The sequence below is a fragment of the Bradyrhizobium sp. NAS96.2 genome (assembly GCF_001908235.1).
Classification (GTDB): Bacteria; Pseudomonadota; Alphaproteobacteria; order Rhizobiales; family Xanthobacteraceae; genus Bradyrhizobium.
In genome coordinates this window covers 67,405-81,342 of record NZ_LGHK01000001.1, presented here as the reverse complement: position 1 = coordinate 81,342, position 13,938 = coordinate 67,405, and the positions used below count along the sequence as shown (strand labels likewise).

General features: G+C 59.9%; 18 protein-coding genes. 14 read left to right on the top strand and 4 right to left on the bottom strand.

Annotated features, from left to right (window positions below):
- Positions 1 to 35 precede the first annotated feature (35 nt).
- Complete coding sequence (locus AC628_RS00340; RefSeq protein ID WP_245320956.1) at positions 36 to 1,766, bottom strand: ATP-dependent Clp protease adaptor ClpS; 1,731 nt, start codon at positions 1,764 to 1,766, stop codon at positions 36 to 38.
- 272 nt (positions 1,767 to 2,038) lie between these two features.
- Between AC628_RS00340 and AC628_RS00335 the strand changes: the two genes are divergently transcribed.
- From AC628_RS00335 to AC628_RS00275, 13 genes are all read left to right on the top strand, one after another.
- Entirely contained in the window at positions 2,039 to 2,359 is a 321-nt protein-coding gene (locus AC628_RS00335; RefSeq protein ID WP_074124728.1) for a HesB/IscA family protein, read from the top strand.
- Between the two features lie 17 nt (positions 2,360 to 2,376).
- Positions 2,377 to 2,664, top strand: a complete 288-nt coding sequence (locus AC628_RS00330) for a NifU family protein (RefSeq protein ID WP_074124753.1) — start codon at positions 2,377 to 2,379, stop codon at positions 2,662 to 2,664.
- Between the two features lie 12 nt (positions 2,665 to 2,676).
- Positions 2,677 to 3,870 (top strand): cysteine desulfurase NifS, encoded by a 1,194-nt coding sequence (gene nifS / locus AC628_RS00325; RefSeq protein WP_074124727.1) that lies wholly within the window; start codon positions 2,677 to 2,679, stop codon positions 3,868 to 3,870.
- Positions 3,867 to 4,091 (top strand): putative nitrogen fixation protein NifT, encoded by a 225-nt coding sequence (nifT, locus tag AC628_RS00320; RefSeq protein WP_074124726.1) that lies wholly within the window; start codon positions 3,867 to 3,869, stop codon positions 4,089 to 4,091. The genes nifS and nifT overlap by 4 nt, the downstream gene beginning before the upstream one ends.
- Positions 4,088 to 4,951 (top strand): SIR2 family NAD-dependent protein deacylase, encoded by an 864-nt coding sequence (locus tag AC628_RS00315; RefSeq protein ID WP_074124725.1) that lies wholly within the window; start codon positions 4,088 to 4,090, stop codon positions 4,949 to 4,951. Before nifT ends, AC628_RS00315 begins: the two co-directional genes overlap by 4 nt.
- A 341-nt stretch (positions 4,952 to 5,292) precedes the next feature.
- Entirely contained in the window at positions 5,293 to 6,840 is a 1,548-nt protein-coding gene (gene nifB / locus AC628_RS00310) for a nitrogenase cofactor biosynthesis protein NifB (RefSeq protein ID WP_074124724.1), read from the top strand.
- A gap of 11 nt (positions 6,841 to 6,851) precedes the next feature.
- A complete protein-coding gene (locus tag AC628_RS00305; RefSeq protein ID WP_074124723.1) occupies positions 6,852 to 7,076 on the top strand; it encodes a 4Fe-4S binding protein in 225 nt (74 codons plus the stop codon).
- A gap of 429 nt (positions 7,077 to 7,505) precedes the next feature.
- Positions 7,506 to 7,829 carry a nitrogen fixation protein NifZ gene (locus AC628_RS00300; RefSeq protein ID WP_074124722.1) on the top strand — a complete coding sequence of 108 codons (324 nt, stop codon included), beginning with the start codon at positions 7,506 to 7,508 and terminating at the stop codon, positions 7,827 to 7,829.
- Positions 7,826 to 8,065 (top strand): nitrogen fixation protein NifZ, encoded by a 240-nt coding sequence (locus AC628_RS00295; protein ID WP_074124721.1) that lies wholly within the window; start codon positions 7,826 to 7,828, stop codon positions 8,063 to 8,065. The genes AC628_RS00300 and AC628_RS00295 overlap by 4 nt, the downstream gene beginning before the upstream one ends.
- Before the next feature lie 15 nt (positions 8,066 to 8,080).
- A complete protein-coding gene (locus tag AC628_RS00290) occupies positions 8,081 to 8,440 on the top strand; it encodes a DUF3024 domain-containing protein (RefSeq protein WP_074124720.1) in 360 nt (119 codons plus the stop codon).
- A gap of 31 nt (positions 8,441 to 8,471) precedes the next feature.
- Complete coding sequence (locus AC628_RS00285) at positions 8,472 to 8,741, top strand: DUF6129 family protein (protein WP_074124719.1); 270 nt, start codon at positions 8,472 to 8,474, stop codon at positions 8,739 to 8,741.
- Between the two features lie 41 nt (positions 8,742 to 8,782).
- Positions 8,783 to 9,940 (top strand): DegT/DnrJ/EryC1/StrS family aminotransferase, encoded by a 1,158-nt coding sequence (locus AC628_RS00280; protein WP_074124752.1) that lies wholly within the window; start codon positions 8,783 to 8,785, stop codon positions 9,938 to 9,940.
- A gap of 321 nt (positions 9,941 to 10,261) precedes the next feature.
- Positions 10,262 to 10,483, top strand: coding sequence for a hypothetical protein (locus AC628_RS00275; protein WP_074124718.1), 222 nt, complete (start codon positions 10,262 to 10,264; stop codon positions 10,481 to 10,483).
- Between the two features lie 125 nt (positions 10,484 to 10,608).
- On the opposite strand, the gene AC628_RS00270 is transcribed toward AC628_RS00275, so the two are convergent.
- The 3 genes from AC628_RS00270 to AC628_RS00260 all read right to left on the bottom strand — a co-directional run bounded on the left by AC628_RS00270 (position 10,609) and on the right by AC628_RS00260 (position 12,561).
- Positions 10,609 to 11,361: an OmpW family outer membrane protein gene (locus AC628_RS00270; protein ID WP_083632497.1), complete on the bottom strand. Its 753-nt coding sequence runs from the start codon at positions 11,359 to 11,361 to the stop codon at positions 10,609 to 10,611.
- A gap of 359 nt (positions 11,362 to 11,720) precedes the next feature.
- The gene (locus AC628_RS00265) at positions 11,721 to 12,134 is read right to left on the bottom strand and encodes a thioredoxin domain-containing protein (RefSeq protein WP_074124716.1); all 414 of its coding nucleotides are present in this window, start codon (positions 12,132 to 12,134) and stop codon (positions 11,721 to 11,723) included.
- A 7-nt stretch (positions 12,135 to 12,141) separates the two neighbouring features.
- Complete coding sequence (locus AC628_RS00260) at positions 12,142 to 12,561, bottom strand: hypothetical protein (RefSeq protein WP_074124715.1); 420 nt, start codon at positions 12,559 to 12,561, stop codon at positions 12,142 to 12,144.
- A 425-nt stretch (positions 12,562 to 12,986) separates the two neighbouring features.
- On the opposite strand from AC628_RS00260, the gene nifH reads away from it, so the two are divergent.
- On the top strand, positions 12,987 to 13,871 hold the full coding sequence (gene nifH, locus AC628_RS00255) for a nitrogenase iron protein (protein ID WP_074124751.1): 885 nt from the start codon (positions 12,987 to 12,989) through the stop codon (positions 13,869 to 13,871).
- Positions 13,872 to 13,938: the final 67 nt, after the last annotated feature.

The following is a 13,938-nucleotide window of genomic DNA, read 5'->3' as shown; positions in this document are numbered from 1 at the left end:
TTGCGAGTTTGCGGACGTACAAATAGGCACTGGCCTTAATGCCGCGCTCTCCTTGACTTTCGAGGGGATTCGATTGCGCCAGTTGCTCCGCTTCGTGCCCCCGCGGCGATCGCCTGGGATCCGCCGAGCAGCTTCGCGTTGAGCCGACCGCTGGCGAACAACATATCATCGAGCGCTTCGTGGACATCGGCTGTGATCACAGAATGCCCGCCGTCACGCGCAATACTTGATTGTGTGACGCGCCGCATCAGCTCCTTGATGAACGAGGCGCTGACCCCTTCGGTACTGCGGACGGCTTCGGCAATGATCTCCCCCTCAAGTGGCAAGCCTCCGCTGTAGAGCCTGATCAGCTTGCCGCGGCTGGCTGCGTCCGGCAGCGGTATTTCGATCGCTTGGTCGATGCGGCCGTGGCAATCGACCAGGGTGACCTCGAATTGGTCGGGGCGGTTGGTGGTGAGCACGAAGAGGATATCGGCATCCTCCTTCAAGCCGTCTATTTCGCTCAGCAGCTTGCTCAGCAAGGACACCTCGCATGCTGTCAAAATGCTGCTGTTGCTGGCGGTCCGATCGACATCGTCGATCACGACCATTGTTGGTTGCAGCAGGCGTGCCAGTGCCATATAGCTGCCGAGCAGTTCGAGCTGTTCGGCGGTGATGATCAGCGTGGTGTATCCCGGCAGGTTAGTGGCGAGATAATGGACCGTGTGGGTCTTGCCAGTGCCGGGCGGGCCATAGAGCAGAATGCCCTTGCGGGTCGACTGGCGGAGCCGGCGGAGTTCATCGCGGGCATCGACGAAGCCCAACACGCTGCGATCGAGCAACTTGAGTGCCCGTTCGGGCAAGATGACGTCCTCGCGTTTGACCTTCGGCAGCCGATGTAGCGTCACACCGCTGATGCCGCCGGCGCAATCCGCACCTTCGTCGAGCGAGATGATCTTGCCACGATATGAGCATGCAGAGTGGATGGTCTTTTCCAGTTCATCAAAGCAGCATTGCACGAAGCTGTCGCCGGTATCGCGCGCAGGAACGATTATTTCAATGCGGATCCGGGTCTCGCGGCGAAATTCGCGATCATGCGAGAGCACGACGGCGTATGGGAATTCGCTCGCTTGGCAAAGCCACAAGCCGTTACGCAAACATTTGGCTGGCGCCAGCTCGCCCGTATCGATCTCGTCAAATTGCGGCGGCACCAGTGAAATCGCATCAGATCCACGGCGTTTCATTCGAGCGAATGAAAGCGCCTCGTCCCAATGCCGTTCATACGCGCCGAAGAAGCGGATTGGGTCAGCAAAAAGCTTGTCGATCGCGACCTGAACGTCGGCGCGCATGTAGGCCGGCAAATGCCGCGCCGTGGTGGCGAGTTCTCCCGGCAAGAAATTTGCAAAGTGCCAGTCCAGCGCATCACAGGCATATTCGAATTGCACATCGGACAGGTCGGCTGTATCCGCCTTGCTAGCGGCTTCACTCGTGATCAGCAAGGGAAATCCTGCGGCGCGAATGCGCTTTTGTGCTTCCTCTAGCAGCGCTTTCGCAACGGAGGGTGGGTAGGGGCCGCAGACGGCCTTGCCCTGCTGCCAGACGAACTCGGCAAGTGCAACAGCATCTCGCTGCTGCTTTCCGAATACCTCCCGCAGCAAGCGCACGACGAAACCGACAGGCGTGTCGTCATCATTATGAAATACAAGCTGAATGGAATCAGCGTCTACGCAGACCGGGTCCATCAAAACCCGCGGTGAGCATTCTGGTTCTTCGGGCATATGTTGCATGCTAGTCGTCCTCGTCGAACGGGCGCCGGACGGGGCCGCCGGCACCAGGCGCGATGCAAATTCGTTGCCGTGACGTGCCTCATGCGGGAGCAGCGCAATACATAAGTAACCAGCCGGCCCGTCGCCGCGCCGTCCATACTTTTGTCAGGAAGCCGACATGCGTTGCAAAGCAAACAGCGCGGTCCGAAAAGGCCAATATTGTCAAAGGCGGGTGTCGCTGGCATGCGAATTGCCAATTCGCAAGCGCTGCTCAGTTAAGTGGAGGGTGAGTGATGATCAATCTGACAGACAGCGCGGTGAATGCGGTCAAGAGCGTGCTCGCAAAGTCGGCGCAGCCAGCGCGCGGCCTGCGGATCATGGTTGAAGCCGGTGGATGTGCCGGGTTCAAATATGCAATGGACCTGGCTGAGCAGGCGAACCCCAACGAGACGGTGATCGAGCGCGACGGCATCAAGGTCTTCGTCGACGACATGAGTCGTGATCACCTCGCCGGCACGACGATCGACTTCGTGGTGAAGCTGGAGGGCTCGGGATTTATCTTCGATAATCCGAATGCCGGCTCGATCTGTTCCTGCGGCAAATCGTTCGGCTGATGACAAGGAACCAAAGCGTGCTTGTCCCCGAGCCACTGAAGTACCCGCCGCTTACCGAAAAGGATCGGGAGCAATCCATTCGCGCCGTGATCGAGAAGACTCCGCCCCATCTGCGATGCGATGGCGGCGATGGCCGTTTCGTCGAGATTGGCCGCGGAAGGAGCATCGTCAAGCCGACTGGCGCCTCCGTGCTCCGCAAGCTGTCCGATCGGACGTTCGAACGCATTCAGGCGCGGCTGATCGAAAGGATCAGCAAATTCGTCGGCCTGATCCCACTTGCCGCCGCGGCCAAGGCACGGGTTTGAGCGAGGCCCTGAATGCCGATCTATCTCGATAACAATGCCACCACGCGAGCGGATCCCGCCGTCGTGCAAGCCATGTTGCCGTTCTTGACCGAGCAATTCGGTAATGCCTCATCTGCTCACGCGTTTGGCAGTGAGGTCGCGAAGGCCGTGAAACAGGCGCGCCGCAGCTTGCAGGGATTGTTAGGCAGTGCCTACGATCACGAGATCGTTTTCACCTCCGGCGGAACCGAGGCAAATAACGCTGCCATCCTCTCTGCGCTTGCAACGCAGGATGGGCGCGACGAGATCGTCACGACCTCCGTCGAGCATTCGGCTATTCTTGCCCTGGTCGAGCAATTGGCGACAAGGGGCGTCACGACGCATGTGATCGGCGTGGATTCGCGGGGCCGGCTCGACATCGAGGCGTTTCGCAGGGCCCTTGGACCACGCACGGCGATTGCGTCGGTCATGTGGGCCAACAACGAGACCGGCACGATTTTCCCGGTCGAGTTCCTTGCCGGGTTGACGCGCGCGGCAGGCGCCCTGTTTCACACCGATGCGGTGCAGGCCATAGGCAAGCTGGCCATCGACCTGAGTGACAGTGCTATCGACATGCTGTCGCTGTCCGCTCACAAGCTGCACGGCCCCAAAGGCGTCGGTGCGCTCTATTTGCGCAAAGACACAAAATTCAGACCGCTGATCTGGGGCGGATCTCAGGAGCGAGGGCGCCGCGCGGGAACTGAGAATATCCCCGGCATCGTCGGTCTCGGCAAAGCTGCGGAGCTCGCAGCGGAACGGCTCGAGCCGGAGCGCGCTCGCATTGGCTCCTTGCGCGATCGCCTGGAGCAGGCCATCTTGCATAACGGCGGTTGCTCGGTGCTCGGCGATCTCAGTAGCCGGCTGCCGAACACGACAATCGTCGCCTTCGACCATCTCGAGGGCGAAGCCATTGTGCATCATCTCAATCGTGCCGGCATTGCCGCTTCCGTCGCTTCGGCCTGTAGCTCGGGCTCATCGGAGCCATCTCATGTTCTGCGCGCCATGGACGTGCCGGCAAGCAGCATGCGCGGGGCGGTGCGATTCTCCCTGTCGCGTGAAACCACCGTCGAGGAGGTCGCTCGGGTCGCGCACGTGCTGTCCGACATCGTGGCTCAGCTGCGCGCCATGTCGCGGGAGTATTCCAGTTCACCCCGCGACGCGTCGCAGTCCAGGGAGTTGACGTCATGAAAATCATGATCCGCCGCTCTCCGGACGCGGGTTTGTCGATTTACGTGCCGAAGAAAGATCTCGAAGAGCCGATCGTGGAGTCCGAGTATGAGACGCTTTGGGGCGGTTGGATCAGGATCGCCAATGGCTGGGTACTCGACCTGCCCGAGATGGCAAGCGACACTCCCTTGCCAATCACGATCAACGCCAGGAAGCGCGGCGAAAGCGGCGGCGAGCGATGAAGGCGCCTCCGCGCATCGATTTTGCCAGTGCAGCCGATACGGAGGCGATTCTCTCTGAACTCGCGGCCAGACTGAGTGCGGGCAGCGTCATTCCCTACCTTGGACCTGGCCTTGCCGAATTGTCCCGGCCGGATGTGCCGACGACGCCTGAGACATTGGCCGCCTTCTTTGCCACCAAGGTTGCACTGCCGCGACGGGCCAAGGGCAATGCGTGGGCGTCGGCGCAATATATAGAGAGTAACAAACATCGTCTCACCCTGACGAGGTTAATGGCTCAGGCCTTTGTTGTGCCGGTCGAGCCGACGGCGCTGCATCATCATCTTGCGTCTCTATCGCCGCCGATGATCGTCGACACCTGGTACGATAGCGCCATGCGTGCGGCGCTCGGCGAGCGCGATGGATGGGGCGAGGTGCAGGGTATCAGCCGGGCCGGCCTCTATACTGACCACTTTTATCGCTTCTATGATTCGGCAGGCCAAGAGGTCGACGGCACCGCGGCTCGCAATTGGGCGACGGTGCTGTACAAGCCGCATGGCAGCGTAGAGCCGGCAAAGAACTTTCTGATCTCTGATGCCGACTATGTCGAGGTGCTGACGGAGATCGACATCCAAACGCCGATTCCCGACATCATCAAGGAAAGACGGACCCAGCGGAGCTTTCTGTTCATCGGCTGTCGCTTCAATGACCAACTGCTGCGCACCTATGCGCGGCAGATCACCAAGCGCTCGTCCGACGTCCATTACGTGATTGTCGATCCGCAAGCGCTTTCGCGCAACGAACTCTGCTTTCTCGTCGAGCAAGGCTTGATGCCGCTCGCAATTGAGCTCCCGCGCGCGGTGGAGCTTTTGCTCGCCAGCTAGTGGCGTTGCCAAATTCAAGCCGACGGCGCTGACTGGTTAGTGAGCAAAGATGGTCAGCAAATGCGGCCGCGGGTGAGAGTGGTCTCTGCGCGCCCTCAGGCCGTGAATGAATAGGTGCGCGGTCAATGGCATCTCTCACTGCCAGTGATATTTGTCGGGTTTCCTACATGCGGCACTATCACTGCGGTAACCGCAACAATGCGGATCGGTGCGCCAAGCCATTGACACGGTTCAGAAACGGCATCGTCCGCCGCGATGGCACGGAGGTTGCTAACTCCTTTCCTTGTGGTTCGCTCAGGGCTCGTCCTGAGAGCCTATTTGTCGTACAGGGAGAACTGATTATGGACGCGGTCGCGGGGCGCGGCAGACGTACCGGAATTGCGGAATATATCGGTGAGATCGCCGAGCATAAGGGCTGCCGCACTTCGCATGGCGGCCCCAGCACGAACTGCGGATCGCAGGCTGGCCAAGGCGATCTACCGCAGACAATCTGGGAAAAGGTGAAGAACCATCCCTGCTACAGCGAGGAGGCGCATCATCACTACGCGCGCATGCATGTCGCCGTGGCGCCGGCCTGCAACGTCCAGTGCAATTACTGCAATCGCAAATTCGACTGTGCCAATGAATCGCGTCCGGGCGTGGTGAGCGAGAAGCTCACTCCCGAACAGGCCGTGAGGAAAGTGCTTGCGGTCGCCACCAGCATTCCGCAGCTGACCGTGCTCGGAATCGCCGGACCAGGCGATCCCCTGGCCAATCCGGAAAAGACCTTCAAGACGTTCGAGCTGGTCGCCAAGGCGGCGCCGGACCTCAAGCTCTGTCTATCGACCAACGGACTGGCACTTCCCGACTACGTCGATAGCATCGTTCGCGCCAATGTCGATCATGTCACCATCACCATCAACACGATCGATCCCGAAATCGGCGCCAAGATCTATCCGTGGATATTCTTCAACCACAAACGGCACACCGGAATCGAAGCCGCCAGGATACTCATTGATCGCCAGTTGCAAGGCCTTCAGATGCTCACAGAACGGGGCATCCTGTGCAAGGTCAATTCGGTGATGATTCCTGAAATCAACGACCAGCACCTGGTCGAGGTCAACAAAACGGTGAAGTCACGGGGTGCCTTCCTGCACAACATCATGCCGCTAATCTCCGCATCCGAGCATGGCACGGTATTCGGCCTGAGCGGTCAGCGGGGTCCGACGGCGCAAGAATTGAAAGCGCTGCAAGATGCTTGTGAAGGCGAGACGAAGGTGATGCGGCATTGCCGCCAGTGTCGCGCCGACGCGGTCGGCCTGCTTGGAGAGGATCGCCGCGCGGACTTCACCACCGAGAGGATCATGGTCATGGACATCAATTATGACGCTGAAATGCGCCGGGCCTATCAGGCCAAGGTCGAGGATGAGCGCGCGGCCAAGATCGCGGCCGGGCGGGAGGAGCTTGCGGAACTCGCTGGCCAGAAGAGCGAGATCACGCTTCTGGTTGCGGTCGCGACCAAGGGCTCGGGCCTGATCAATGAGCACTTTGGCCATGCCAAGGAGTTCCAAGTCTACGAACTCTCGACCTCCGGCGCAAAATTCGTCGGCCACCGCAGAGCCGAGGTCTACTGCCAGGGCGGGCACGGCGAGGAGGACAGGCTTTCAAACATCATCGGCGCCATCAAGGATTGCCAAGCTGTGTTCGTAGCCAAGATCGGCGACTGCCCGAAGAGAAATCTGCTTAAGGCCGGCATCGAGCCGGTCGACCAATACGCGCATGAGTTCATCGAGAAGTCGGCGATTGCTTGGTTTCGCTGCTATCTCGACAAGCTGCAAAGCGGTGAGATCTTGCACGTCAAGCGCGATGATGCGGCAATCCGCCGGAAAGCACTGACCTCGGCGGCGTGAGGAGATAGCGAATGCCGTTCAAGATCATCGCTTCGCAATGTACCGGCTGCTCAGCCTGCGAGCCCTTATGTCCGAATGTTGCGATCTCCGAGAAGGGCGGGACGTTTTCGATCGATCCGAAAAAATGTACCGAATGCGTCGGCTATTTCGACGAGCCGCAATGTGTTGCGGTTTGTCCGGTCGACGACACCTGCGTCGTCGACACCTCTTGGCCGCGCCGCCAGGCGTCGGCCTAAATCGGAGAGCCCCATGAACGTCACGGTTGGATCTGGCGCCGAAAAGCTTACGAGTTGGCTGCTGCGCCTTGCTGGCAGCCAAATACCAAATTTCGTTCGCCGTCATAGAAGGCGCTCGCTCCGGATTGTTCGCCGATATCGGCGTGGCGCCGGCACAAGCTCCCCAGCGAGCAAGTCGCCGAGCACAATGGCCGAACATTACTTCTCAATGCCGAACGCCGCTTACTGCGCGGCGGTGTCCCCATGGATTTGGCCGACGCTGGTCCCCGTAATTGACCTATCTCTCGCCGAGCCAAGCGTTCCGCCCGGCAATCGCACAGGTCGCCGATTAGAACAGGAAAGCTGCCGATGAAGCTGACGCACCGGGCAATTCGCTTAGCTTGCGCTCGCGTGGCAGCTCGTCCTTAAACGTCCGCAAGGGGTCGGTGCATGAGCAACATCGTTCGTGACAATGACGTGGTCGAGCTAAGCGGGCCTCCTTGCTTCAGCTTTGGTGAAAAGGTGCAGGCGAACCGCTCGATCCGCAACGACGGTACCTATCCGGGCAAAGAGATTGGCGAGGTTCTGGTCAAGAAAGGAGAGGTTGGTCACGTCGTCTCCATCGGCACGTTCCTGCAGCAATTCTATATCTACGGCGTCGTATTTCTTGAAAGCGGCTACCGCGTCGGCATGAAGCGCAAGGAACTCGATGCCGTTGACTTAGGCCAAGAGGTCGATGATCCGCCGTTGCCGGAGGAAGAGAGCGTATCATGATCGGGCCGGATCTTCCGAAATATCGATCGGGCCAGCGCGTCAAAAGCGCGATCGACCTCATCAATGATGAATCGTTTCCAAAAGCGGCCCCCGACGGGGTCTTGATCGGTGCCGGACAGATCGGCGAGATCATTCGGGTCGCCATGCACACGGAAGCGAACGTGCCAATCTATTTCGTCGATTTTGGCGAGCGGCGGGTTATCGGCTGTTATGAGAACGAAATCGAAGCGCTTTGAAGGGAGGCGTTGGCCATGAATGCCGCGGTAATGAGAAAGGTAGTGACCGGGCCGATTCCACACCCGAACGAGCTCGATCGCAAGCGGATCGAGCGCGCGCTGAGCTCGCGCACGCGCTATCGCTTTGTCTCGCCGAATGTGACGCCGGTAAGAGGGGGCTATCTCATCGAGAGTCCCTGCTGCTCGGGCAATATCGATAGGGACGGCGGCCTGATCGATGTCGCGCTGATCCTTTACGATGTCGCGAGCGGGGCCTGGAAGACTTTCTTCAAAAATCATGCGCAGGGAATCTGGGAATTTTACAGCATTTACCACCGGCTGTCCTCAGCACTCGACGAATTGAACGCAGATCCTGAGCGGCTGTTCTGGCAATGATGCCCGTTTCGGACCTGTTATAGGAGCCATAATGGCGCTCGGCCCCGACGAACTGATCGAAATCGAACGGCTAATTGCGGCGGCTGAGGCCGATACAGGCCCGGTCGTTGAACTGCGGCGCCGCTTTCCGCAGCTCGCCTGCGTACGCTGTGACGCGTCCGACGTGACGGAGCAGCCGTTCCGCCGTTTTCCGAGTTTTGACCTGCATCTGGTCGATGGATCCGACCACTGCATGCAGATTACGGCCGACCCGGCGCGGGCAATCGGCATAGTGCTGGCTAAAAGGAATGCTGGGCGGTGACGGGCGTTGGACTAGCAAGGGATCACGACGCCGCCACGAGCCTGGAGGGGGCGGATCAATCCTTCATCTCGCTCTCCGACCCCGATATCACCTTCGCGGAACTCTCTGCAGTGGAAACGCTGCTGTGTTCGCCGCGAATTTCCAATGGGCCGGTCACCGAGGCGTTCGAGCGGGCTTTCGCCAGCTATCTTGGCCGCAAATATGCCGTTGCCGTCCCGAGCGGCACGCTGGGGCTTCTGCTTGCCTTGAAGGTACTGGGCATCGGGCCCGGACAGGAGGTGATCGCATCGTCCTATTCGATGCGTGAAACAGTCCATGCCATCCGTCTTGCGGGTGCACGGGCGGTATTTGCCGACGTCGACTATTGGTCCGGCGCCTTGGCTCCGGCGAAGGTGGAAGAGCGTATCACCTCCAGCACAGGAGCGATTATCGCCGGAAATCCCAACGGCCACCCGGCGCCATGGTCGGAACTGCGCGCGATCGCACAGCGACATCAGTTGCCGCTCTTGGAGGATTCCACCGAGGCGATCGGATCGAGATACAAGGGCGAACTCGTCGGCCGCTTTGGCGATATCGCGGTGTTCGACTTTGCCCAGCCGCTGGCCTTAAGCTGTGGCGAAGGCGGCATGGTCGTGAGCGACGATATCGAGGTGGTCGTTGGCTTGCGTCGGCATCGCGCGCACCGGCTGGATGAGCGCTCGTCCGTTGTCGTCGGCAGCGCAGCACCTTACCAAGCCGGCATGAGCGATCTCACAGCAGCGTTGGGACTTGCGCAGCTAAAGCGCCTCGATGACATCCTGGAGCGGCGGCGGCTGATCGAGCAGCTGTACAATGCGCATATGCAATCATTTGAGGGCATCAAGCCGCCCTATATCGGCCCCGATGTGACCGAGGTGAACTGGTTCCTCTATCTCGTCCATCTCGGGACCCGCTTCACGCGATCCAGCCGTGACGCCATTGTCGATGATCTGCGCGTCGAGCAGATCGAAGCCGCCGCTTATTGCCATCCATTGCATTTGCAGCGCCAGTATTTTGATCTCGGCTATCGGCGTGGCGAGTTCTTGGTCACGGAGAAGATCGCCGATCGCGCCGTGGCGCTGCCGTTTCACGCCCATCTCACGAGCAACCAGATCGAGTTCATCGTGGAGACGATAAAGGATGCGTCGATCAACGTCGGCGCGGGCGCCGCGATCTATTGAACATTCAGCGTCCCATGCACCCAAAGGGAAGATTGAATGGCCATAGTGACTGCCTGCTGTTGCGCAAGACGATTGCGGTCACCGGGTGGCACATCGCTTGCGGCGGTGCTGTGGCGAGAAAAGCGCTGTTTTGAACGCGGGGACAGACCCTAAAAAGCGTCTGCCAGCTATTCGTCTTGGGAAGCCGCAAACGACTATCGTAAGTCGCCAGCGGAGAAAATCAAACGCGCGACCAGGGTAGACGAGCGCGCCTGGTCGCGGCTTGACGCCAAAAGCTCCTCGGCCTCGGCGCGGATTCTGGAACAAAAAAAGGGAAACTGAATGGACTCGCAGCAGGTCATCATCCACGTCCGCTTCGCTCCGAACGGGACCGTGGTCCAGATCAGCGCGCGGCCGGCGAAGCTCACGCCGCACCAGTGGTTTGATGTCCTCAATGCGCGTGCCGGCCATGCCTATCGTCCGCTGGCCGGTGGCCGTGGCGTATTTCGGCTGACCCGGGCAGCGGTTAATGCCTTCAGGCAGGAAGCGGTGACGGCACGATAGTCAAGGGATGCGGCGCCGGGCCCGGCTCCCGGCACTGGGTGTGATGACCATTACCCGAGGTGTCACCTCGCGCGACCCCTCGCCTTGGCAAGCCGGCCTTTACATTTTCGGGGCGTGCTCGTTCGTCAGAACTTATACGTGACGCCGCCGCTGACCAGCCATGGGTCGATATTAGCGCGGCCCGTGACGGGGATCGCGCCGTTTACGGTCGCCGAATAATCCGGCCGCAGCCACAGCTTCTTCACGTCAAAGTTCAGGCCCCAATGACGATCGAGCATGTAGTCGAAGCCGAATTGAACCGCGGGACTAACTGTGTTGTTGACATGCAAATCCGTCACCACCAGGCCGGCAAACGGCGTCTTGGCTGCGGATTGGTGGAAGAACGCGGTGTAGTTGATGCCGGCGCCGATATATGGCTTGAACGGGCCGAAGTCGGTGAAGTGGTATTGAAGGGTCAGCGTCGGCGGCAACAGCGAGGTTTTTCCGATATCAAGCCCACTCAGCGTCCCAGTGCCGCCGATCTGATGTCTGGTCACGGCGAGAATGAGTTCAGCGGAGATATTGGGAGTGAAAAAATAGGTGATGTCGAGCTCCGGTACGACCCGATCGCTGATCGAGAGGCCGGAATTCGGTGATGACAGAGGCGGTACGGCGCCGACATTGACCGAGCTGCCTTCGGAATCCGGCAATACGCCGAGCACGCGCAGGCGGATCAGCCAGGGATTGAAGGGTTCGACCAGGGGAGGTCTAGCGTAGACCCGCGCCGGTGCGAGGTCCGCAGCCTGTACCGACGTCATGGCAGCTCCGTCGAACATTGCCGCAAGCACGAGCAGGGATGCGTTCATCAGAATTGTTCTTGCTCTCATCAAAGTCTCCATTCCAAAGTTCGCGTGGATAGTCACGCGAGCCCTCTGTCACATGATTGGGATGGCGATGGATTTGATGCGGATCAAATCGGGTTGGTCATCGACGTAATTAAGTCGCTAAGTCACATCGGTAATGCGCGGTTGAGGTGTCTCAAGATTGCATCGCTCCTGCCATGTCCTGCCGCATGCGCGGAAAGTGCGCTTTTGCGCGACGGAAAGAGCTGCCCCGAGGGGTCTCTACCGACCTGCAGCGGTTGATAGACCTCTCATCTTATTCGCAGCGCGGGTGTTGCTCGTCGCGCGCGCCCGAAAAGAACGAAGACAGGGAGCGTCGTCTTGTCTGCCGGCATGGCCTTAGCTTGTGCAACTTCTCACTCGGACGGACAGTCCATGAGCCTTCCCTCGCGCGAGCATCCGATGAGATCATCTTGTGCGATCCGACCAAGCAGCGACGGCACGGGCTCACGATCAAATCCCGCGCATCTTGCGCCATCGGCGTCGATCAGGGGGCGTCGGATCAAAAGTGGATCGCCGAGCATCAGCGCAAGTGCGCCCGCCGCATCGATCGCGCCGGGATTGACTTCGCCCGACTTGACGCGTGGCGCGGAGGGGTTGAACCAGGACACGATCGGTGTAAGTCCGAAGAACGAGCGCAGTTCCTCCGTGCGCCACGGCTCTTTCAAGATGTCCTTGGCAATCACGTGATGCCCCGCGGCCGTCAGTGCGTTGATTTGTCGAGCGTTGGTGGCGCAACCTGGCTTTTGATAGAAGATGATTGTTGCCATGGTGCACCTATTCGAGCGCGCCTGGCTGAACGATCGATGCGACGCCGCCGCAATCGAGAACGGCATCGACATTTTTGCGAACTGTTGCCAAGGTGGGTGGCCTGCCGTGCGCGGCAGGGGCGCCAGCCGTAATGCGGCCGCCCGTCGTGGCCCCGTCTGATGCGTCGCAGACGATCGGGCTTCCAGCGCCAGGACATTGGGCCGCCATTTCGCTGATCAGCGCCGGCTGTTCGCAGCGGCCGAGCTGCACCACATCCCCTACCGGCCAATCGACACTCCCGGCAACAACCTTTTCCCGCGTTGCAAGCTGGTGCGTCTCGATCCGACCATGGAAGATGCACCGCAGGGCCGCGTGGGCGATGTTGTCATCGATCAGGCACATCGGCCGCCCGGCCATTCCCTTCGACGTTTCACTCCCGACCTGCATTGTCGCGTTCCTCCGCCAACGGTCCACCGCAAAGGTCGATTGGCAATTCCCGTTCCACGCTTGAACGCATCGAAATAGCCCGCGGCAGGCCGGCCTTGACCCATCTGACTAGGCCTGTTCGGTTTCCGACAGGCGGGCTTAGGTCCTGTCAGGTAAAAAACAGCATGGATCTCTCGCCGGATAAGCAACCTCCGTCGGTGCGTGAGTTTGCAAAACATATTCAGACGCTTAAACGAGCGCGGACAAGTGCTGGCACGGCTGTTGCTATAGGGGTGATGCAACACTGAGTGAGGGCTGAGTGCACGCAGACGCACAAGACGAGCGATGCGCTCCTTCCCTTGAACCCGTGGACCTCGTTTCTGAGAAGAAACAATCGCGCGCAGAGCAGCGTGCAATGTTTGGCAAATCGGTTGATGGAGAGCAACATGTCTTCACTGAGGCAAATCGCATTCTACGGCAAGGGTGGCATCGGCAAATCGACCACCTCGCAGAACACGCTGGCGGCGCTCGCAGAGATGGGCCAAAAGATCCTGATTGTGGGCTGTGATCCAAAGGCGGACTCGACCCGCCTGATCCTGCATGCGAAGGCGCAGGACACGATCCTAAGTCTGGCGGCGAGCGCCGGCAGTGTCGAGGACCTCGAACTCGAGGACGTGATGAAGATCGGCTACAAGGACATCCGCTGCGTGGAATCGGGCGGGCCCGAGCCGGGTGTCGGCTGTGCAGGGCGCGGCGTCATCACCTCGATCAATTTCCTGGAGGAGAACGGCGCTTATGAGGGCATTGACTATGTCTCTTATGACGTGCTCGGCGACGTTGTCTGTGGTGGCTTTGCGATGCCAATCCGCGAGAACAAGGCGCAGGAGATCTATATCGTGATGTCCGGCGAGATGATGGCGATGTACGCCGCCAACAACATCTCCAAGGGCATCCTGAAATACGCCAACTCTGGCGGTGTGCGGCTGGGTGGCCTGGTCTGCAACGAGCGACAGACCGATAAGGAGCTGGAACTGGCCGAGGCGCTGGCGAAGAAGCTCGGAACCACGCTGATCTATTTCGTGCCGCGGGACAACGTTGTCCAGCATGCGGAATTGCGTCGGATGACGGTGCTGGAGTATGCGCCGGACTCTCAGCAAGCCCAGCACTATCGCAATCTCGCGACCAAGGTCCACAATAACGGCGGCAAAGGCGTCATCCCGACGCCGATCTCCATGGACGAGCTCGAGGATATGCTGATGGAGCACGGCATCATGAAGGCGGTTGACGAATCCATTGTCGGCAAGACCGCCGCCGAGCTCGCTGCCTCGTAAAGGTGGCGACTCGTGGCCTCGTAAGGGCGCGCGAGCGGGTGCCGGTCTCCCCAATTTCCCCCCCATC